This window comes from Rhizobium glycinendophyticum, from assembly GCF_006443685.1.
Lineage (GTDB): Bacteria > Pseudomonadota > Alphaproteobacteria > Rhizobiales > Rhizobiaceae > Allorhizobium > Allorhizobium glycinendophyticum.
Genome location: NZ_VFYP01000001.1, coordinates 1,185,098 through 1,203,781 on the forward strand (window position 1 = coordinate 1,185,098; position 18,684 = coordinate 1,203,781).

The 18,684-nt window shown below is 64.1% G+C and carries 20 protein-coding genes; 14 read left to right on the forward strand and 6 right to left on the reverse strand.

All coding sequences use genetic code 11. The features are described 5' to 3' along the window. The first annotated feature begins 46 nt into the window (after positions 1 to 46). Positions 47 to 1,030 carry an alpha/beta fold hydrolase gene (locus FJQ55_RS05755; RefSeq protein ID WP_140826711.1) on the forward strand — a complete coding sequence of 328 codons (984 nt, stop codon included), beginning with the start codon at positions 47 to 49 and terminating at the stop codon, positions 1,028 to 1,030. 75 nt (positions 1,031 to 1,105) lie between these two features. Here FJQ55_RS05755 and msrB read toward each other — a convergent pair whose 3' ends face one another. Beyond that, positions 1,106 to 1,519: a peptide-methionine (R)-S-oxide reductase MsrB gene (gene msrB, locus FJQ55_RS05760; protein ID WP_140826712.1), complete on the reverse strand. Its 414-nt coding sequence runs from the start codon at positions 1,517 to 1,519 to the stop codon at positions 1,106 to 1,108. 300 nt (positions 1,520 to 1,819) lie between these two features. Between msrB and FJQ55_RS05765 the strand changes: the two genes are divergently transcribed. The 8 genes from FJQ55_RS05765 to FJQ55_RS05800 all read left to right on the forward strand — a co-directional run bounded on the left by FJQ55_RS05765 (position 1,820) and on the right by FJQ55_RS05800 (position 9,304). Further along, on the forward strand, positions 1,820 to 4,222 hold the full coding sequence (locus tag FJQ55_RS05765; protein WP_140826713.1) for a putative monovalent cation/H+ antiporter subunit A: 2,403 nt from the start codon (positions 1,820 to 1,822) through the stop codon (positions 4,220 to 4,222). Between the two features lie 370 nt (positions 4,223 to 4,592). Then, on the forward strand, positions 4,593 to 5,012 hold the full coding sequence (locus tag FJQ55_RS05770) for a Na+/H+ antiporter subunit B (RefSeq protein ID WP_140826714.1): 420 nt from the start codon (positions 4,593 to 4,595) through the stop codon (positions 5,010 to 5,012). Further along, on the forward strand, positions 5,012 to 5,389 hold the full coding sequence (locus FJQ55_RS05775) for a Na+/H+ antiporter subunit C (RefSeq protein ID WP_140826715.1): 378 nt from the start codon (positions 5,012 to 5,014) through the stop codon (positions 5,387 to 5,389). Before FJQ55_RS05770 ends, FJQ55_RS05775 begins: the two co-directional genes overlap by 1 nt. A gap of 250 nt (positions 5,390 to 5,639) precedes the next feature. Next, positions 5,640 to 7,250 (forward strand): Na+/H+ antiporter subunit D, encoded by a 1,611-nt coding sequence (locus tag FJQ55_RS05780; RefSeq protein WP_140826716.1) that lies wholly within the window; start codon positions 5,640 to 5,642, stop codon positions 7,248 to 7,250. Further along, complete coding sequence (locus tag FJQ55_RS05785) at positions 7,247 to 7,720, forward strand: Na+/H+ antiporter subunit E (protein ID WP_140826717.1); 474 nt, start codon at positions 7,247 to 7,249, stop codon at positions 7,718 to 7,720. The genes FJQ55_RS05780 and FJQ55_RS05785 overlap by 4 nt, the downstream gene beginning before the upstream one ends. Beyond that, positions 7,720 to 8,121 (forward strand): cation:proton antiporter, encoded by a 402-nt coding sequence (locus FJQ55_RS05790; protein WP_140826718.1) that lies wholly within the window; start codon positions 7,720 to 7,722, stop codon positions 8,119 to 8,121. The genes FJQ55_RS05785 and FJQ55_RS05790 overlap by 1 nt, the downstream gene beginning before the upstream one ends. Next, positions 8,121 to 8,459 (forward strand): monovalent cation/H(+) antiporter subunit G, encoded by a 339-nt coding sequence (gene mnhG, locus FJQ55_RS05795; protein WP_140826719.1) that lies wholly within the window; start codon positions 8,121 to 8,123, stop codon positions 8,457 to 8,459. Before FJQ55_RS05790 ends, mnhG begins: the two co-directional genes overlap by 1 nt. 416 nt (positions 8,460 to 8,875) lie before the next feature. Then, positions 8,876 to 9,304: a Ros/MucR family transcriptional regulator gene (locus FJQ55_RS05800; protein WP_062275360.1), complete on the forward strand. Its 429-nt coding sequence runs from the start codon at positions 8,876 to 8,878 to the stop codon at positions 9,302 to 9,304. A 153-nt stretch (positions 9,305 to 9,457) separates the two neighbouring features. On the opposite strand, the gene FJQ55_RS05805 is transcribed toward FJQ55_RS05800, so the two are convergent. Next, positions 9,458 to 9,913 carry a cupin domain-containing protein gene (locus tag FJQ55_RS05805; protein ID WP_140826720.1) on the reverse strand — a complete coding sequence of 152 codons (456 nt, stop codon included), beginning with the start codon at positions 9,911 to 9,913 and terminating at the stop codon, positions 9,458 to 9,460. Further along, a complete protein-coding gene (locus FJQ55_RS05810; protein WP_140826721.1) occupies positions 9,910 to 10,545 on the reverse strand; it encodes a TetR/AcrR family transcriptional regulator in 636 nt (211 codons plus the stop codon). Before FJQ55_RS05810 ends, FJQ55_RS05805 begins: the two co-directional genes overlap by 4 nt. 268 nt (positions 10,546 to 10,813) lie before the next feature. Here FJQ55_RS05810 and FJQ55_RS23645 point away from each other — a divergent pair, with 268 nt between their 5' ends. Together FJQ55_RS23645 and FJQ55_RS05820 are read left to right on the forward strand one after the other, a co-directional pair. Then, complete coding sequence (locus FJQ55_RS23645; protein WP_246085028.1) at positions 10,814 to 11,347, forward strand: helix-turn-helix domain-containing protein; 534 nt, start codon at positions 10,814 to 10,816, stop codon at positions 11,345 to 11,347. Beyond that, entirely contained in the window at positions 11,344 to 12,294 is a 951-nt protein-coding gene (locus FJQ55_RS05820) for a DUF6456 domain-containing protein (RefSeq protein ID WP_246085029.1), read from the forward strand. Before FJQ55_RS23645 ends, FJQ55_RS05820 begins: the two co-directional genes overlap by 4 nt. A 39-nt stretch (positions 12,295 to 12,333) precedes the next feature. Here the strand turns inward: FJQ55_RS05820 and FJQ55_RS05825 are convergent, their stop codons facing one another. The 3 genes from FJQ55_RS05825 to FJQ55_RS05835 form a co-directional block, all read right to left on the reverse strand. Continuing rightward, positions 12,334 to 12,750, reverse strand: a complete 417-nt coding sequence (locus FJQ55_RS05825) for a SufE family protein (RefSeq protein WP_140826722.1) — start codon at positions 12,748 to 12,750, stop codon at positions 12,334 to 12,336. 128 nt (positions 12,751 to 12,878) lie between these two features. Further along, complete coding sequence (locus tag FJQ55_RS05830) at positions 12,879 to 13,217, reverse strand: hypothetical protein (RefSeq protein WP_140826723.1); 339 nt, start codon at positions 13,215 to 13,217, stop codon at positions 12,879 to 12,881. Between the two features lie 309 nt (positions 13,218 to 13,526). Next, the gene (locus FJQ55_RS05835; protein WP_246085030.1) at positions 13,527 to 14,069 is read right to left on the reverse strand and encodes a DUF5330 domain-containing protein; all 543 of its coding nucleotides are present in this window, start codon (positions 14,067 to 14,069) and stop codon (positions 13,527 to 13,529) included. A 438-nt stretch (positions 14,070 to 14,507) separates the two neighbouring features. On the opposite strand from FJQ55_RS05835, the gene FJQ55_RS05840 reads away from it, so the two are divergent. The 3 genes from FJQ55_RS05840 to FJQ55_RS05850 all read left to right on the forward strand — a co-directional run bounded on the left by FJQ55_RS05840 (position 14,508) and on the right by FJQ55_RS05850 (position 18,649). Then, positions 14,508 to 16,010, forward strand: a complete 1,503-nt coding sequence (locus FJQ55_RS05840; protein WP_425467527.1) for a sensor histidine kinase — start codon at positions 14,508 to 14,510, stop codon at positions 16,008 to 16,010. Further along, entirely contained in the window at positions 15,982 to 17,019 is a 1,038-nt protein-coding gene (locus FJQ55_RS05845) for a peptidoglycan-binding domain-containing protein (protein WP_140826725.1), read from the forward strand. The genes FJQ55_RS05840 and FJQ55_RS05845 overlap by 29 nt, the downstream gene beginning before the upstream one ends. A gap of 136 nt (positions 17,020 to 17,155) precedes the next feature. Beyond that, entirely contained in the window at positions 17,156 to 18,649 is a 1,494-nt protein-coding gene (locus FJQ55_RS05850; RefSeq protein ID WP_140829126.1) for a methyl-accepting chemotaxis protein, read from the forward strand. Positions 18,650 to 18,684 lie beyond the last annotated feature (35 nt).

Here is an 18,684-nt window from a genome sequence, read left to right on the forward strand (position 1 = left end):
TTCAATCCGTAACATAGATTGTTGCGGAAAAGTAGAGGAGTGCGCCATGTCGTCGCGCAAAGTGAATGCCAACGGTCTTGCCATGCATGTCGAGGAGCGGGGTGAGGGGCCCTTGATCCTTCTCGCCCATGGATTTCCGGAAACCTCCCACGCCTGGAGACACCAACTCGCCGCGCTGGCCGCCGCGGGTTTCCACGCAGTTGCGCCCGATATGCGCGGCTATGGCGAGACGGAAAGCCCCTCCGAGATCAACAGGTATTCGACGCTTGATCTGGTCGGCGACCTGGTCGGTCTGCTGGATTCCCTTGAACGTGAGAACGCCATCCTCGTCGGCAATGACTGGGGAAGCACGATCGCCTGGCAGGCCGCCCTGCTGCGTCCGGATCGGTTCAAGGGCGTCGTGGCCATCGGCGTGCCGATGATGGACAACCCTCCGGTGCCGCCGACGACCTTGTTCCCGGAGACACCGGATGCCCGTTTCTATCTCCTCCATTTTCAGGAACCCGGGGTCGCCGAGGCCGAGTTGGAGCGCGATATCGAGGCCACGCTCCGCAAGATCCTCTTTGCCGCCTCCCGCGATGCGGGGCCACGACAGCCGGGGGACGACACGCCAAACCCGTTTTCCATGGTCGCGCGTGATTGCGGTCTGCTGGGGCCGCTGCCCATGCCCGCGCGGCTTCCCGCTTGGCTAAGCGAGGCGGACCTTGCCCGTTATGTCGCCGCATTCGCCCGAAGCGGTTTTCGCGGCGGCCTGAATTACTACCGCAATCTCGATGCCAACTGGAACTACCAGCGTGCACTCGCCGGTCTGAAGGTACAGGTTCCCGCCCTCTACATGGTGGGCGAACAGGACGTCGGCTTGAGCATTCCCGGCATGCAGGAGGTTATTGCGTCCATGCCCCGGCTTGTGCCGGAGCTCAGGAAGAGCGTAACGATTGCCGACTGCGGCCACTGGGCGCCGCAGGAGAAGCCGGATGAAGTCACCGCCGCAATCCTGGACTTCGCCCGATCCATCCACTCCGGAACTTGAGGGGCGCCGGATCCGCGCGATGCGGCAAGGCGGTCTCCGAGGCATGAAACGGAGGTGACTCCGTTAGCAATCCCTTCATTCCATCGGCTCAAACACCATCGAATGCCCGTTGATGCAGTAGCGCAGACCCGTCGGCTTCGGGCCGTCCGGAAACACATGGCCCAGATGCCCGCCGCAATTGGCGCAGCGGATTTCGGTGCGCACCATGCCGAAGGCCGTGTCGCGATGCTCGGTCACGGCGTCAGGTTTGACCGGCTCGAAATAGCTCGGCCAGCCGCAGCCGGCGTCGAACTTGGTGTCCGAGACGAACAGCGGCTCGTCGCAGGCAGCGCAGCGATAGAGGCCTTTCTGGAAATTATCCCAATAGGGGCCGGTAAAGGGGCGCTCGGTGCCATGTTCGCGGAGAATCCGGTATTGCTCCGGCGTCAGTTGCTCGCGCCATTCGGCATCGGACTTCGCAATCTTCGGGGCAGTCGTGGAAGCGGTCATGATGATCTCCTTGGGCGGCCGGGCGAAAGACAACTATAGCCCGCCCGGTGTTGCACTATAGATAGGGTGCCGGATGTCGAGCGGCAATTGTCCCTTGCTGCCGTTTGTCGTCGGCGGGCCCGCGTCCTTTCACGATAAACTGAAATACATCGGCTGATTTTCACTGAAACGTGGGTTGACGTGTCCGTGAAGGGGAAGTGTTCCGTTTTTGCTTGAGACGAAGGTTGGCATGTCCTAACACGGTCCCACCTTGTATCGACTGATGATCGAACACCGATCCGATGCCCACGGGGAGATGGAATGCCTGAGACGACGAGCGATCTGACCTGGATCGCGATGCTCCTGCCCTTCGTGGCAGCCCTTCTGGCGCCCTGGCTCACTGCGCGGCTCGGTGCCGCCGCTGCCTGGGTTCTCGCCCTGGCCCCCGCGCTCGCCTTCGTCCATTTCCTCGGCTTCCTGCCGGAAATCGCGACCGGCGAGCGGGTCACCGGCGGTTATGCCTGGGTGCCGAGCCTCAATCTCTCCTTCTCCTGGCTGCTCGACGGCCTGTCGCTCACCTTCGCGCTTCTCATCACCGGCATCGGCGCCCTGATCGTGCTCTATGCCGGCGGCTATATGAAGGGCCACCCGCAGCAGGGGCGCTTCTTCAGCTATATCCTGCTGTTCATGGGCGCCATGCTCGGCGTCGTCGTCTCCGACAGCTTCCTGATGCTCTTCGTCTTCTGGGAACTGACCTCGATCACCTCCTTCCTGCTGATCGGCTTCGACCATGCCCGGGAAGCCTCGCGCCGCGCCGCCCTCCAGGCGCTCGTCGTCACCGGTGGCGGCGGCCTCGTTCTTCTTGCCGGCCTGATCTTCGTCTGGAACATCACCGGCATCAGCCAGCTCTCGCTGCTCTTGTCGACCGGCGACATCCTGCGCGAAAGCCCCTTCTATATGGCGGCCCTGCTTCTCGTGCTCGGCGGCGCCTTCACCAAATCGGCCCAGTTCCCCTTCCACTTCTGGCTGCCCAATGCCATGGAAGCGCCGACCCCGGTTTCGGCTTATCTGCATTCCGCAACCATGGTGAAGGCCGGCGTCTATCTCCTGATGCGCCTCAATCCGGTCATGGGCGGAACCCCCGCCTGGGAGATCCTGCTGCCCTTTTTCGGCGGCATCACGCTTCTGGTCGGCGCCGTGCTGGCCGTCCGCCAGACCGATCTCAAGCTGATGCTCGCCTATACCACGGTCGCCTCCCTCGGCCTGCTCGTCATGCTCACCGGCTTCGACACGCCTTACGCCGTCGAGGCGGCGGTGCTCTATCTCGTCGCGCACTCGCTGTTCAAGGGCGGCCTCTTCATGGTGGCCGGCATCATCGACCACGAGACCGGCACCCGCGACATCCGCCTGCTCGGCGGCTTGCGCAAGCTGATGCCGATCACCTTCGCCGCCGCCATCCTCGGCGGCATCTCCATGGCAGGTCTTCCGCCGCTCTTCGGCTTCCTCGCCAAGGAAGAGATCTATGCCGCACTCGCGGGCGCTAACCCCCGTGCCATCCTCTTCACCGCCGTTGCTGTGATCGGCAACGCGCTGATGTTCGTCATCGCCTTCGCCGTCGGTCTTAAACCTTTTGTCGGTGCGGAGACGAAGACGCCGAAACACGCCCATGAAGGACCGATCCTCCTCTGGCTCGGCCCGCTGGTGCTCGCCCTTCTGTCTTTCGGCGGCGCCGTTCTCTCCTCGCTCAGCCACCGCTACGTCACTTCGCCGATGGCGAGCGCCATCGACGGCGAACCGCAGATGGTCACCATCAGCCTCATCCCCCATGTCGGTGTGCCGCTCGCGCTTTCGGTTCTGACGATTGTGCTCGGTGTGGTCCTCTATCTCGGCCTCGAGCGCCTGCGCGCCACCGTCGATCGTGTTGTGATCGGCCTCGGCATCAGTCCCGACCGCGGCTTCGACCATTTCGTCGCCGGCCTCGTCGCGCTCTCGGTGCGTGTGACACGCGTCATCCACAACGGCCGGCTGGAAGTCTATATCACCACCACCTTCATCCTCGTGGCGCTCGTCCTGCTGGTCACGCCGGTCGTCTATGGCGAACTGCCGGCCGTGCCTGTCTGGCCCGCCGATCTCGGCCTTGCAGAAGCCGCCTTCCTCGCCATCGCGGTGATCGGGGTCGCAGCCGTCCTCTCCGCCCGCGATCGCCTCACCGCCATCGTCTGCCTCGGCATTCAGGGCTTTGCGCTCGCCGTGCTTTTCCTGCTCTTCGGCGCGCCGGATCTCTCCTTCACCCAGTTCATGGTAGAAACACTCTCCGTCGTCATCCTCGCCCTGGTCATGACGCGGCTCAGGCTCTCGCTCACCGATCACCGCCCGCTCATTGCCCGCCTGCTCGACGGCGCGGCCGCCATCGCCTGCGGCATCGGCTTTGCACTCCTGTTGATCCGCGCCACATCTGCCCCCTTCGATGCCACCCTGACGGAATTTTTCGCCGCCTATTCCAAGGCGATCGCCCACGGCGCCAATGTCGTCAACGTCATCATCGTCGACTTCCGCGGCGTCGACACGCTGGGCGAAATCTCCGTCGTCATGATCACCGGGCTCGCCATCCTCGCGCTCATCCGCGTCCGTGTTGCCCCGGCAACGCCCACCGCCTCCGTCGTCTCTCCGCCATCAGGCTCCTTTGGCGATGTGAAGGGCAAGAAGAAGGGGAAGGTCAAGTAATGGTGGCACCTGTTCTGGATCGGCCTTCGACCCACTGCGCCAAATCAGTCGCTTGCGCTATTGGCTGGCCTTCGGCCCGACCCCCTCTGTCGGCTACGCCGACATCTCCCCCTCTAGGGGGGAGATTGCCGGCCACCGCCATGCCCGCCTCGGGGAAGCGTGCTGACCGTCCCACCCTCCTGACCATTCCATCCCGTCAGCGGAAATCGCAGAGGCCCGCCGCCTTCCGATCTCCCCCCTTGAGGGGGAGATGCCCAGCAGGGCAGAGGGGGGTAATCCTGTACTCCGCCGCCGCCCCGTCAGGGCAGAGGGGGGTACAACTTGCACCTCCGGATCAAGTCTCCGTCCACCTCTCTCTGGAGGCCCCGCGATGAACACCCTGATCTTCCGCACCTTCGCGCCCTTCCTCACCGCGCTGATGCTGCTGTTTTCGATCTTCGTCCTCTTGCGCGGCCACAACGAGCCGGGCGGCGGCTTCATCGGCGGGCTGATCGGTGCCTCCGCCTTTGCCATTTACGGCATCGCCTTCGGCGTCCAGGCCGTGCGCCGCGCGCTCTGGTTCCACCCGATGTCGATCGCCGGCTGCGGCCTGCTCATCTCGACGCTGTCGGGCTTCGTCTCCGCGCCGCTCGGGCTGCCCTTCATGACAGGCGTATGGATTTACCCGACCCTCTTCGGCGTCGAAGTACCGCTCGCCACCGTCGTCTCCTTTGATATCGGCGTCTATCTCGTCGTTGTCGGCACCTTCACCTCGATCGCGCTGGCGCTGGAAGAAAGGGATGACGCCTGATGGAACCCGTCTTCGCCCTCGTCGTCGGCATTTTCTTCGCCGCCGCCTTTTATCTGATGATGTCGAAACACATCATCCGCGTGCTGCTGGGCGTGGTCCTGCTCGGTAATGCCGTCAACATGCTGATCTTCACCGCCGGTCGCCTGACGCCCGCCATCCCGCCGATCATCCCCGCCGGTGAGACGGTGCTGCCGGCGGGCACCGCCAATCCTCTGCCGCAGGCGCTGATCCTCACCGCCATCGTCATCTCCTTCTCCTTTTTCTGCTTCCTGCTGGTCCTGACCTGGCGCGCCTATCAGGACTTGGGCACCGACAACACCGACGACATGCGCGTCGCCGAGCCGGTGGACGACCCCGCACCGCCGATGGGGTATTGAGGATGGGGCGTGTGCGCGAAACGATGTATGGCGGCTTTGGACGAAACCCCCTCTGGCCTGCCGGCCATCTCCCCCACAAGGGGGGAGAAGACTCGTGGCGGCCGTGCGGATCCAATCTGCAGGGACGTCTTGTGAGAGAGTGCCGCCGGGTCAAGCCCACCCCCTTGTGGGGAGGGTTTGGGAGAGGCCTTGTTTCACCCGCCACCGCCACCCGCATTCCACCCACCGCATTCCCTGGAGGTCACGCCTGATGGCCAGTCCCGCCACCACCGCCGTCGACCTTACCGCAGCCCTTGTCGCTGCCCCGGTGGACAGCACCCAATGGCTCGCCGTGCTGCCGATCGGGATCTGCCTTGGCGTCGGCGCGCTGCTGATGATGATCCGTCATCGCACCGAATGGCATGCGCCGGTGGCGCTGGCCGGTCTCGCAATTCTGGTGCTTGTCGACATCCTGCTCCTCTCCAAGGTGCTGACCAACGGCCCGCTCACCATGATGATGGGCCGCTGGCGCCCGCCCTTCGGCATCGCGATCACGGTCGATCTCACTGGCGCGCTTCTCGCGCTCGCCGCCGCCATCGTCGCCTTCGCCTGCGCGCTCTATGCCAAGATCGATATCTCCACCAGCGGCCGCCGCTACGGCTTCTATCCGCTGCTCATGGTGCTGATGGCCGGCGTCTCCGGCGCCTTTCTGACCGGCGACCTCTTCAACCTCTATGTCTGGTTCGAGGTCCTGCTGATCTCCTCCTTCGGCCTCCTGATCCTGGGCTCGGAGCGCGCGCAGATCGACGGTGCGCTGAAATATGCCGTGCTGAACCTGATCGCGACAACGCTCTTCCTGATCGCCACCGCCTATCTCTATGCCATCTTCGGCACGCTCAACATGGCCGACATTGCCCGCAAGGCACCGGCCCTGTCCGCAACCGCTCCCTTGATGACGCTGGCCGCCCTCTTCGTGCTCGCCTTTTCGATGAAGGCCGCAGCCTTCCCGGTCAATTTCTGGCTGCCCGCCTCTTATCACACGCCGCGTGTGGTGGTGTCGGCTCTGTTTGCCGGCCTGCTCACCAAGGTGGGGGTCTATGCGCTGCTGCGCGTCATGGTCATGCTGCTGCCGATCGAACGCGAGGGTCTGAGCTTTGCCATTGCGGTCATGGCGGCGCTCACCATGATCCTTGGCGCCATGGGAGCACTTGCGCAGAATGACATCCGTCGCTTCCTCGGCTTCATCGTCATTGCCGGCATTGGCAATATCCTGGCAGGGGTGGCCATCGGAGGTGCCGTCGCGGTTGGCGGCGCGATCTTCTACGCGCTCCATTCGATCCTGCTGATGACGGCGCTCTATCTGGTCTCCGGCGAAATGGGCCGCCTTGGCGGCGGCTTCGGCCTCGACCGCCTGCGTGGGCTCTGGACTTCGGCGCCCGTCTTTGCTGCCGTGTGCCTCGCCCTCTTCTTTGCCGCAAGCGGCCTGCCGCCCTTTTCCGGCTTTTGGCCCAAGGCGATCCTGGTCAAGGCTTCGCTCGATATCGGCGCCTGGTGGCTGGCGGCCAGCATCCTCGTATCCGGCTTCCTGATGACGATGGCCTTCGGGCGCCTCTTCCTCTTCGCCTTCTGGCGTCCGGCGGCCGAGACCGTGACCACCCCGGCAGTGCCGGGCGGGCCGCCACCGGTATCGGTGCCCTCGCTCTCGCTCGCTCGCTCCGAAAACCGCTGGCGCCTTGCGCCGATCGTCATCCTGTCGGCTTTCGTCGTCGGCTTCGGTCTCTTCCCCGAACGCCTGATCCTCGCCACCCAGCAGGCAGCCTCTGATCTTGCCGATCCCTCGGCCTATATCCGCTCCGTCTTCCCCGAAGGAGATGTCCGATGACCGCGACCGCAATCGCCGTTCTGATGGCCGTCGTCTGGGCCATCGTCTCGGGCAGCTTCTCGCTGCACAATCTGCTCTTCGGCTTCGTCTTGTCGCTGCTCACGCTCTCGCTGCTGCGCGGCCACCGCCCGGGATCGGGCGAAACCAGCCGCACCCTGCGCATCCTGTCGCTGCTCTGGCTCTTCCTGGTCGAACTGGCCAAATCCGCCTGGCGCGTCGCAGTGCTCGCCACCCGACCGAAACTTGACCTGCACCCTGGCATTTTTGCCTATCCACTGCGCGTCCAGGGCGATTTCCAGATCAGCCTGCTTGCCAACCTGATCACGCTCACGCCCGGCACGCTTTCGGTCGACGTGTCTGCCGACCGCAGCACGCTCTACATCCATGCCGTCGATTGCACCGATCTCGAAGCCGCCCGCCGCGACATCGCCGATGGCTTCGAGGCGAAGATCATGGAGGCCTTCCCGTAATGACGCCGGAACTGATCGTCGAAACCGCCGGACGCTTCGCACTCGTCGTCCTCATTCTTGCTACCCTGCTCACTGTCTGGCGCGCGGTGGTCGGCCCGACCCTCCCGGATCGGGTAGTGGCACTCGACATGCTCGTCGGCATCGTCATCGGCTTCATTGCCGTCACCGCGCTCAGAACCGGCTATACGCTCTATGTCGATATCGCCATTGCGCTCGGCCTTGTCGGTTTCCTCGCCACCGTCGCCTTCGCCCGCTTCATTCTGGTCCGGGGCAATGCGAGCGAAGCCGCAGCGCAAGGCGCATCCGCGAGCGGCAAGGTCTCGGCGGAGGGAAAATCGGCGGGCAAGAAACTGCCCAAGACCGTCCGCGGAGCGGGCGGCGTAAAGAAGGAGGGCAGGTGATGTCCGAACCGCTCCAGATCGTGCTTGCCCTCGCCATCGCCGCCCTGATCGTCATCGGCGCGCTCTTCTCGCTGGTCGCCGCCATCGGCCTTGTCCGCTTTCCGGATGTCTATACCCGCATGCACTCCGCCTCCAAGGCCGGCACGGTCGGCTCCGGTCTGCTTTTGCTCGCCGTCGGCATCCATTCGGGCGATCTCTCAACCTTCGGCCGCGCCATGGCCGGCATCGTCTTCTTCATCCTGACGGCGCCCGTCGCTGCCCATCTGCTCGCCCGTGCTGCCCACAAGGCCGGATACAAGTTGTCCGATGTATCGGTGCGTGATGATATGAGTAAATAGACATTCATCAGTGATCAGAAGTTACGTCAATTGAATTTTTACAATCGTGGCGCGGTGTCTGGCGAGAAATCCCAGCACAGAGCAATAAAGCTGCTTTGTACCCATGATATTTAGTAGAAATAACAGGTGGACATTTGTCGGCAGGGTGCTAATCCAGTGCTCAGTGAGCTGATCTGTTGTCTATCTGGCTCCATCAACGCATTTTCCGCTTGCCTATTGTAGGCAGTCAAGTATTGGCGACAATGTGCTGATGGTGTTGCGAAACGGGATTGCATCGCAATTCTGGGGCTTGATCCGGTCATATGTGGGGGCTGAGAGTGTTCTGTACCTGTTCTGGTTGGGGCCGGTAGGTACAAGGTTGATATCTTTGACACGCGTATCGGCGGACGCGCGTGATCCTTGAACAGGAGAATGACATGAGTGAAGTAGAACAAGGCCCTGGATCGCAGCTTTTGGTGGAACTGACGGCTGACATCGTCTCGGCCTATGTCAGCAACCACGTGGTACCGGTGACCGACCTGACCAATCTGATTGCCGATGTGCACATGGCGCTGAGCAACACCTCCTCGCCGACCCCGGCGCCGGTGGTGGTCGAAAAGCCGAAGCCCCCGGTTCCGATCCGCAAGTCGATCGAGGACGACTATCTGATCTGCCTGGAAGACGGCCAGAAGTTCAAGTCGCTGAAGCGCCACCTGATGACCCATTACAACATGACGCCGGAAGAATACCGCGAGAAGTGGGGCCTGCCGGCCGATTATCCGATGGTCGCCCCCGCCTATGCCGAAGCCCGCTCGCGCCTCGCCAAGGAGATGGGCCTCGGCCAGCGCCGCAAGCGCGGCAAATAAGCTTTCCGCCTTGTGGGGTGGTACATGGAACGGCCGGGCCCTCGGGTCCGGCCTTTTTTGCATGAGTGGAGCGGAAAATATTCCTGCTTGATGCTGCAGCTAGGGGCCTTGCACCGGCACCTTCGCGCCGGCGTGCTGACGAACCCTCCAGCTTCAGGCGGCAGCGGCGAGCGCTTCGATGCCGTGTTTCGCCATCGCGGCGCCAATACGCGCAAAATCCGGCGCACCGCTTGCACGCTCGGCTGAGCCGATATCGCGAAAGAAGGCAACCATGCTCGCTTCGAGCATCACCAGCATGCGCACCGGCTTGCGGCTTTCATTGACATAGTTGTGGGGCACCCGGCTCGGAATCCGGACCGATGTGCCGGGCCCGGCATGGATAACCGCCGGGGGGCCGTCAGAACCGAACTGGCGCAAGGTGAGCTGTCCCTCCAGAATGTAGAAGAGTTCTGCAGACTCGTGCGTGTGAGGCGGGGTACCGGAGCCAGAAGGCACCTCGATATCCAGGAGCTCGATTGACGAGCCGGGCAGGTTGCCGAGAAAGCGTATCTTGTCGGCGACCACCCAACGGCAATCGGCGTTGGAGGGATGGGTTACGTCTATGGTCATCGCGTATCTCCTTTGGCTGCGATGGTTGCGTCCGCCGCAGTTTCGCCCGATCCGATCGCGGACAGGATCAGTTCGAGCGCCCAGGAAGCAGCCTCGCCGGCCTGGGTGCCGTCGAGACCGCCGTAATCTTTGAGAACCTCCCATGCGGAGGCGGAGTAGAGGAGGTGCGCCAGCGCTTCGACCTTGCGGCGCTCCGCCTCCGATAGCTTGTCGAGGGCGGGAGCCAGTGCTGCCGAGAAGTCCCGACGCCGATCGGCAATGGTGCCCGCCCGCATCGCCCGCCCGGTGCTGGAGTGGATCGCTCCCCGAATGGCGGCCTCATGCGCGTCGAAGAGCGGAAACGCCTGGCGCGGCCCGTCGAACACGTCCTGCGGGGCCATTGGCTTCACCGAAGCGCCGATACGCTCATTGAGCCAGGGCCAGAATGCCCGCAGCAATTCGTCCTTGCTTTCGAAATGCCGGAAGATCGTCCGCCGCTGCACACCCGCCTGGGCCGCAATCGCATCCATGCCGATATCATCCGGGTTAGCCGCAGACTCCATTAGGATGAACAGGGCAGACAGGATCGCCTCGCGGGTCTCGCGGAACTGTGCCGCGCGGATCGGGCTATTGTAGTTACGGGTCTCGGACAAGGCTGCATCTCCAAATTAATGACACCATGAGTGCCATTAATTTAAGGCGTTGTCAATTCATGTCTCTATGTGTGACGTCAATATTTCACGGTGACCGATGGACTGCCTGAGCAATCCTGCCCTTGGCTCCACACCGAAGGCAAGCCGGAAATCGGGTATCGTTCCTGACGAGGTCTGGAAGGGCCGCAGCTATCCCTCAATTTCGGGGGTTTCTTTCCCCTCAATCTCTGCTAGCAATATAGGAAGAAAATCCTATACGGAGAGCGCCATGCAGAGTGAACCAGTGACGCCGCCAGTTTATACCCTTCGGCCGGTCACCCCTGTCGACCTTGAACCGGGCCCGACGCCGGACGGCAAGCCGCATCCGCAGCACCGGATCGGGGAAGGTGGGGAAGGGCACCCGCAGCCCGAAGACGGGGGAGGCGGCTCTGAGGACGACCACGTTGTCGACGCTGACCCCGACGCGCCGGACCGCCCGCTGACGCCCGAGCGCCGGTTGCTCTGCATGATCGTCCGCCAGCTCACCCAGGAATTGCTGCAGGCCATCGGTATCGAGAGCGACAGCGGCGGGCGCCGCCGCAGTGCCGGCCATGTCCGCCAGGTCGCCATGTATGTCTGCCACGTCGCCTATTCCATGCCGATGGGCGAGGTCGCCCAGGCATTCGGCCGCGACCGCTCCACCGTCGGCCATGCCTGCCGCATGGTCGAAGACCGCCGCGACGATGCCGCCTATGACGGTTTCGTCACCATTGTCGAGCGCATGGCAAGCGCCGTCTATCTGCTCGCAGGACGCCGCCCATGACCCGGACTTTCCAAGGCAATCCGAACGCCCAACCGGACACCAAGTCCAGCGCCCCTTCGAAAAGCCCCGCAGGCACCCAGTTGGGCCGGCCACTGGCCGCACGCCCGCCTGCCGCGTCGCATGTCGCAAAGCGCAAGCCGCTGTCCGCCCCGCTCGAAAGCGCTGTGGACCGCCCTCAGCAGAAGCGCGCCCGCCTGCTTCTGCGCCGGGTGCTTGCAGGCCCCGTCCCGTTGTTTTCGCCAGCCGAGGCGCAGGCACACCCGCCCGCCGATCTCGACGCAGAACTCGTTGATCGCCTTATCGCCGAGGGCCTGTTGATCCGCACCGATGATCATCTCTGCGCCACATCGGAGACAGCCGCCTATCTCCGCCGCGCGCTGTGCGACGAGGCCGGCGACCCCTTCGCCGACCAGCACCGCACGCTGGAGCCGCAGGTGCTGGTCACGCCGGAGGGCCGCCAGCCCGTGCGCCGCAATCTGGCCGAATCCCCGCTCTTCCCGCTGCTGCGGCTGAAGGAGAAGGATGGCCGGCCCTTCCTCCCCGAAGAGGCCGTCGCGGCCGGCGACCGGCTCGCCGCCGATTTCGATTTCGGCAATCTGCAGCCGCGCATCACCGCCAGCTGGCAGCCGCGCCTGTCGACCCGGGTCAAGGGTGCCGCACCCGCAGGCCCCGAACTTTCCGACAGCCGCATCGCCGCCCGCGCCCGCGTCAACCGCGCCATCGAGGCCATGGGGCCGGAACTCGCAGGCGTCGCCCTCGATATCTGCTGCTTCGGAAAGGGCCTGGAAATCGTCGAGCGCGAACGCCAATGGCCGGCCCGTTCCGCCAAGCTCATGCTCCGCACCGCGCTCATGGCACTCGCCCGCCACTACACCCCGCCGGTGGCGAAACCCCGCACCCGCCACTGGGGCGCCGAGGGCTTTCGACCGGAGATGGAGGGAGGATGAAGTTGGCGAGCAAAAAAGTCTGGTGTCCAGGCGGGCCGGTCACACCATCCGCCGCGCCGCCTCTTCGCGGATGCGCTGGATCATCGAGCGCAAACCATTGGCGCGCTGCGCCGTGAGGTGTTCCAGCAGACCGATCTGCTTGAACAGGTCGAGCGCATCGAAGGCGACGACCTCCGAGGCCTTTTTGCCCGAATAGGCTTCGAGCACGATGGCCACCAGCCCGCGCACGATGAAGGCGTCGCTGTCGCCGCGAAAGGTCATCACCGGATCGGCGCCGTCACCGGCCGAGACCGACAGCCACACCTGACTGGCACAGCCCTGCACCTTGTTCTCCGCCGTCTTCTCGGAATCGGGAAGATCGGGCAGCGCCTTGCCGAGCTCGATGACATAGCGCATCCGGTCCTCCCAGTCGTCGAGAAAGCCGAAGTCGTCGATCATCGCTGCAAGTGTGGTCATTCGCGCACCCGTTTGTTCCGTCCGCCCCATATAGGCCAGCACCGCGCGTAAATGAACCGTCTGGGTGAGGAAACGTGATGAACTAAGGCGCGACCGATCAAAAATCGGCGAAACTCTGCAGAGCGTTCTCAATCGCCTCTGGTGAGGCGCCGATCTCGGACATTCCCGCACTGATCGATTGTGAATTCCCCCACCGTCGGCTCAACTCCACCAAATTCGGCGCAGTTCACTGACCACTTCGTCCCCATCTGGATACCATAGAAACTTGCAGGAGACTGGGCATAGATGTCGCACGCTACGGACTGGCGAGCTTTGTTGTCAGAGGTGTAGTCTAGAAACCACGCCTCGCCAGCGACTTCGGCCGACTGAGCGTCGAGCTTCTTGAAGCACCCGAAAAACTGCACGAAGCCGCTCACGGGCGCCGCGAGTATGATGAGCGTGATGACGATGATCGCTCTTTTCAGCACAAGCCGGTCCTCCTCAGACTCTGTTGAGGTCTCCCGATCCTCGCATAAGCGATCCATTGAAGGATAGACGCGGCAACTCGAAAGAGAAGCTCCGGCCTCTGACCGCCCGAGCCAAAGAAAAAAGGCCGCGAGACATAATCTCGCGGCCCGGCAAATGCCGATAGTTTTCAGTTCAGGGACAGGCAGACAGGCATCCCGGCCCGATGTCGGGAAAGGGATGCAAGGGGGAGGGGCGGCAGGCGCCCCGCAATTCTTGGTATCGAAGGCCGGGTCGTCTCTTCGGCGGTGTCCGGCCTGGTCGTCGACGGCTCAAGGCTTCGGCGGCGTATAGGGCTTCGGCAGGTTCTTCGGCCGCGCGTCTGGAACAACCGTTCCGGTCACGATCGCCGCCCCCACCGCGTCCTCCGTCTCGGCAACCGCAAGCGTGGGTGCTTCGACGGCAGGCTTGACGATCTCGACCTTGCCCTTCTTCGGAAGGGGCATATCCTCGGCCAGCTTGGCCGAACCATCATCGCTGAACTGCTTGTCGAGCAGCTGATAGGCGACAAGCGCCCCTTCGCGGGCCCGCTGGCCGAGTGCCTGGAAGGTCTGCTTGCCCTTTTCGCAGACATCCGGCTTCTCGACGCAGATCGAGGAGACATAGGCATAGGCATCGGTCGCCGCCGAAAACGCGTCCCCGATCTGGAGCGTCGCGCCGCCCTGGCCTTCTTCCCGGGGCGGACTGCCGAGATAGGACAGCGCCACGAGCGCCACCGAACAATAGAAAGTTCCCTTGATCAGAAACCACATGGTGTCACCGATATCCCTGTTGCCGGTCGTTGCCGGACTTTCGTCGGGTTGTCCCGAACTCATGGGCTGGACCCTAGCCGCCGATTCGCCAAAATCGCTTTTCGAAAACCCCGCGCTTTCGAGGCGAATTTGATTAAAATGCGCTCGATCGCCGGTTGTTCGGCCTCTCCCGTCAAAGTTTATCGGCCGTCGTTAAGCATAAGTGTGGCAGGCGCCCGACAATCCACCGTTTCTTGGCGGTAAGCGCTGCCCCAAGCGTTAACGCGGTCGCGAAAAGTTGAACGAAATCAGCGCTTACGCTCCGTTAACCATAGAATGGAAAGGCTTCGGTCCCTGTCCCGTTTCGGGTCGGATCGGCCCGTTCGGCGGCTTTCTGAGCCCCAGCCTTATCTATTCCTTAAGCGCGCGGCGCCTATTGTCCGGCAGTGAAATGAGATGAACCCATCGCGGATTTCTGGCGTGGTCGTATTGCGTAAAATGTCGGATGCTTGGACGATGGCGATGGACGCGCTCCTGCTGCGCGTGCTTGCGCGCCATTTCGGAACGCGCGCTGCCGACGCTGCCGAACTCCGCCTCCTGCGTCGTCTGACGGCAGGCTTCGCCGCAGCACTCGTGCTCTTCCCCGCCGGTCTCACCCTGATCCTCGGCGCCGCCGCCGGCCTGCCCATCGGCGTATCGCTCGCCTTCAGCCTCTATCTCATCTGCGCCGTCGCACTGGTTGCCGGCACGCGCTTCGGGGCCGGTCGTGCGGCAGATGCGCGCGAGCCGGATGCCGAACCCATGATCGACCCCTGGGACTATTGCCCCGGCCTCTTCCTGACGCTTGATACCGCCGGTGTCGTGCGCGCCTCCGGTGGCCGTGACCGGGATCTCTTCCTGTCCTTCCTGCGCGAGCCGCTCGCCCGGCCCTTCGTCGAGCAGGTCCATGTCTCCGACCGTCTGGCCTTTGCCCGCGCGCTGGACGACCTGCGCCTGGGTGCCGATATCGTCGTCATCGATCTGCGCCTCGACCGTCCTGTGCTCGGCCTTGACCAGGCTCAGTTCCTCAACGTCCGCCTCGACATGACCGCCGTGCGGGGCCCCGATGGCCAGCTCTCCGCCGTGCGCGCCCAGATGCTCGACATCGAAGGCGAGATGCAGATGCGCGATGCCGTGCGCGCCAAGGAACACGAAGCCCATGCCGCCCACGAGCTGAAAAGCCGCTTCCTTGCCGCCGTCAGCCACGAGATGCGCACGCCGCTCAACGCCATCCTCGGCTTTTCCGACATCCTCGCCGGCGAATATTTCGGCAAGCTCGAAAACGACCGCCAGCGCGAATATGTCCAGCTGATCCGCCAGTCCGGCGCCCATCTGCTCTCGGTGGTCAACACCATGCTCGACATGTCGAAGATCGAGGCCGGCCGCTACGAACTGATGCTGGAGAGCTTCGACGTCGCCGAAACCTTGACCGAATGCGAGCGCATGCTCTCGCTGCAGGCGACTGCCAAGGGCGTCAAGCTTACCAGCCGCCTGCCGCGCGGTCTGGGCGACATCACCGCCGACAGCCGGGCGCTTCGCCAGATCGTCATCAACCTGATCGGCAATGCCATCAAGTTCACGCCCGCCGGTGGCGCCGTCACCCTCGATGCCATGCGCCGCGGATCCGACTTCGTCGTCTCGATCAGCGACACCGGCGTCGGCATTGCCCCTGAAAAGATGGCGCTGCTCGGACGCCCGTTTACCCAGATCCAGGACGACCTCAATCGCAATCACGAAGGCTCTGGCCTGGGGCTATCGCTCGTCAAGGGCTTGACTGCGCTGCATGGCGGCACCTTTATGATCGAGAGCCGCAAGGGCGAGGGAACGGTCGTCACCGTCACCCTGCCGGCCGATGGTTCCGGCACAGTCGTTGCCGACGACAACAACATGGTCGAATTCCCGCCGCGCCTGTCGCAGCCGGTCTCGACGGACGAGGAAAGCGGGAAAGCAGCGACGCATGACAAAGCGGAAGCGAAAATCGCCTGAGAAGAAAAAGCCGGCGCGTCACGCGCTGTCGCTGCTTCTCATGGGCGGCAGCGCGCTTGCGCGGCTCGCCGGGCGCTATCCGCGCTCGGTGGCCGGCGTCACGCTGTTTTCGCTCGTCTTCGGCACGGTCGCGGCCAATGCGCTCTGGTACCAGCCCGGCCAGCACCCGTCGCCCTTCCTGCGCACCCGCGACGCCTCCGATTTCACCGCCCTTGCCGGCATGCCGAAGAGCACGCTGCTGAAGGACCATGATCCGTCCACCGTCACCACCTTCAAGATCGAGCGGGAAGGGGAGGCTTCGACCGACGAGGCTGCAGCCGTCGCGCCCGAGGGTGGCGCCACCGGTGCCGAGACGAAAGCCGCTCCCGCGTCGCTGCCCGCCGCCGCCAGCGAAACCGCCGATATCATTCGCCAGGTCCAGGCCGAACTCCTGCGCCGTGGCCTCTATCAGGGCGAACCCGACGGCGTCGTAGGCCCGCGCACCGAAACCGCCATCGCCGTCTTCCAGAAGACCGTCGGCCTGGAAGCGAACGGGCTCGTCAGTCCCGAACTGATCGCAGCTCTGGCGCTCGACCGCAACGTCACGGCGGCCGTTCCCGCCCAGCGTCCGGCGCCGGAAATCGCGAGCCCCGGGGAAGATCCGGTCGCCGCAGCCATCCGCTCGGCCGAAACCCGTGTCGTGACCGCACCGCGCCGCCCGGTCACGTCTCCGGGCACGGTTGCCGAACCCGCCAGACGTCCGGCAACCGCTCTGGTGCCGCCTCAGGATGTGAAGCCCGCCGCCGACCAACCGCCCCCGATCCAGCAGGCAAGCTTCGACCCCGGCCTCGTCATGGAAATCCAGCGCGGCCTGTCGAACATGGCCTACAAGGACGTCACCATCGATGGCGTGCCCGGCGAACAGACCCGCGCCGCCATCCGCCGCTTCGAGCGCCACTACCAGCTGCCGGAAACCGGCGAACCGAGTGCCGCCGTCCTCAAGAAGTTGAAGTCTATCGGCGCGCTCTGAGCCCGTTTCCTGCGTCTTTCGTCTAAGTGAAATTTAGGGGGCCCTGAAGCAAGAACTCGTTAAGCATAGGGTCCGCATACTTCGCCGATTGGAGGAGGAGCTGGCCATGCATGCTGCGATGAATGCTGCAACACCGATGACCGTTGATCCGAACCCGCCAGCCGGGCAAGGAACGGCCTCCTCTGCGCCGCAAACCGTGTCAGACGTTGCACCCGAACCCGCGTCGCATCCGGATGCCGCAGCCGACGCCGCTCGCCTGCGCGGCATCATTCAGCGACTGGCCAATGAGGCCTCGACGCTCGGCGTCGACCTCGTCGACATCGCCGGCGCCATTCAGGATGTCGCCGGCGTCTCCAAGCGCCACGCCGCCACCTTCGACCAGATCACCCGCACCGCGCTCTCGATCGCCGAGACCAACAGAGATGTCGCGGCCTCGCTGCGCGACACAGATCAGACGGCCGGCGAGGCCCGTCGCATGCTGTCCGACAGCGCAACAAGGCTGACAGGGGCCGTCGGCAAGATCGACCACATGGTCGAGACATCGGAAGTGATCGGAACGGAAATCGGCAGCTTTTCCCACTCGCTGACCGAAGTCGACAAGGTGGCCGAAGAAATCGGCACGATTGCCCGCCAGACCAATCTTTTGGCGCTCAATGCCGCCATCGAGGCAGCCCGTGCCGGCGAGGCCGGCAAGGGCTTTGCCGTGGTTGCGGCCGAAGTCCGGGCGCTGGCACTACAGACCTCCCAGGCGACAGGCGCCATCCAGCAGACGCTGGGCGAACTCCGCCACAAGATCATCCGCCTCACCGAAGCTGGTCGTGGTGCGACGGAAAGCGCCCGCGATGTGCGCCAAACCTCCCAGGCGATGAATGCCTCCTTCGGGGCCATGGAAAGCGTCATCACCCGCATCCTCGACGGGTCCTCCACCATGGCCGGCACCACGGATCGCGTCGACCGCCAGTGCTCGGAATTCGTCGCCACGCTCGACACCATGTCCGGCGAGGTGCGCCAGTCCGACCACCACCTGCAACAGACCGCCGGCCGCGTCGACAAGGTCGTGGCACTCTCCGAAACCCTGATCCAGCTGACCGCCAGCGCCGGCATCGAGACCGCCGACAGCCGCTGGATCGACACGGCCGTTTCGGTCGCCCGTCAGATCTCCGACACGTTCCAGCAGGCGGTCGACAGCGGCCGCATCCGCATGGCCGATCTCTTCGACCGCAACTACCGCCCGATCCCGGGCACCGACCCTGTACAGATGATGACGGCCTTCACCGAGTTTACCGACCAGGTTCTGCCGGCCATCCAGGAGCCGGTCACCCAGCTCTCTGACCGCATCGGCTTCTGCGCAGCCATCGATGAAAACGGCTATCTGCCGACCCACAACAAGAAGTTCGCGCAAGCCCAGCGCCCCGGCGACACCGTGTGGAACACCGCCAACTGCCGCAACCGTCGCATCTTCAACGATCGCGTCGGGCTCGCCGCCGGCCGCTCGCAAGCCCCCTTCCTCGTCCAGACCTACCGCCGCGACATGGGCGGCGGCCAGTTCGTGTTGATGAAGGACATTTCCGCCCCGATCTTCGTCGCCGGGCGCCACTGGGGCGGCCTGCGCCTGGCGGTGAAGGTGTAAGCGGCGAGGGCAGGGGCCGGCCGCGGCAGGACCTC

What these genes read in the sequence shown, in the direction of transcription:
- FJQ55_RS05755 (WP_140826711.1), top strand. Translation starts at nt 47, where the DNA reads ATGTCGTCGCGCAAAGTGAATGCCAACGGTCTTGCCATGCATGTCGAG.
- msrB (WP_140826712.1), bottom strand. Translation starts at nt 1,519, where the DNA reads ATGACCGCTTCCACGACTGCCCCGAAGATTGCGAAGTCCGATGCCGAA.
- FJQ55_RS05765 (WP_140826713.1), top strand. Translation starts at nt 1,820, where the DNA reads ATGCCTGAGACGACGAGCGATCTGACCTGGATCGCGATGCTCCTGCCC.
- FJQ55_RS05770 (WP_140826714.1), top strand. Translation starts at nt 4,593, where the DNA reads ATGAACACCCTGATCTTCCGCACCTTCGCGCCCTTCCTCACCGCGCTG.
- FJQ55_RS05775 (WP_140826715.1), top strand. Translation starts at nt 5,012, where the DNA reads ATGGAACCCGTCTTCGCCCTCGTCGTCGGCATTTTCTTCGCCGCCGCC.
- FJQ55_RS05780 (WP_140826716.1), top strand. Translation starts at nt 5,640, where the DNA reads ATGGCCAGTCCCGCCACCACCGCCGTCGACCTTACCGCAGCCCTTGTC.
- FJQ55_RS05785 (WP_140826717.1), top strand. Translation starts at nt 7,247, where the DNA reads ATGACCGCGACCGCAATCGCCGTTCTGATGGCCGTCGTCTGGGCCATC.
- FJQ55_RS05790 (WP_140826718.1), top strand. Translation starts at nt 7,720, where the DNA reads ATGACGCCGGAACTGATCGTCGAAACCGCCGGACGCTTCGCACTCGTC.
- mnhG (WP_140826719.1), top strand. Translation starts at nt 8,121, where the DNA reads ATGTCCGAACCGCTCCAGATCGTGCTTGCCCTCGCCATCGCCGCCCTG.
- FJQ55_RS05800 (WP_062275360.1), top strand. Translation starts at nt 8,876, where the DNA reads ATGAGTGAAGTAGAACAAGGCCCTGGATCGCAGCTTTTGGTGGAACTG.
- FJQ55_RS05805 (WP_140826720.1), bottom strand. Translation starts at nt 9,913, where the DNA reads ATGACCATAGACGTAACCCATCCCTCCAACGCCGATTGCCGTTGGGTG.
- FJQ55_RS23645 (WP_246085028.1), top strand. Translation starts at nt 10,814, where the DNA reads ATGCAGAGTGAACCAGTGACGCCGCCAGTTTATACCCTTCGGCCGGTC.
- FJQ55_RS05820 (WP_246085029.1), top strand. Translation starts at nt 11,344, where the DNA reads ATGACCCGGACTTTCCAAGGCAATCCGAACGCCCAACCGGACACCAAG.
- FJQ55_RS05825 (WP_140826722.1), bottom strand. Translation starts at nt 12,750, where the DNA reads ATGACCACACTTGCAGCGATGATCGACGACTTCGGCTTTCTCGACGAC.
- FJQ55_RS05835 (WP_246085030.1), bottom strand. Translation starts at nt 14,069, where the DNA reads ATGAGTTCGGGACAACCCGACGAAAGTCCGGCAACGACCGGCAACAGG.
- FJQ55_RS05840 (WP_425467527.1), top strand. Translation starts at nt 14,508, where the DNA reads ATGGACGCGCTCCTGCTGCGCGTGCTTGCGCGCCATTTCGGAACGCGC.
- FJQ55_RS05845 (WP_140826725.1), top strand. Translation starts at nt 15,982, where the DNA reads ATGACAAAGCGGAAGCGAAAATCGCCTGAGAAGAAAAAGCCGGCGCGT.
- FJQ55_RS05850 (WP_140829126.1), top strand. Translation starts at nt 17,156, where the DNA reads ATGACCGTTGATCCGAACCCGCCAGCCGGGCAAGGAACGGCCTCCTCT.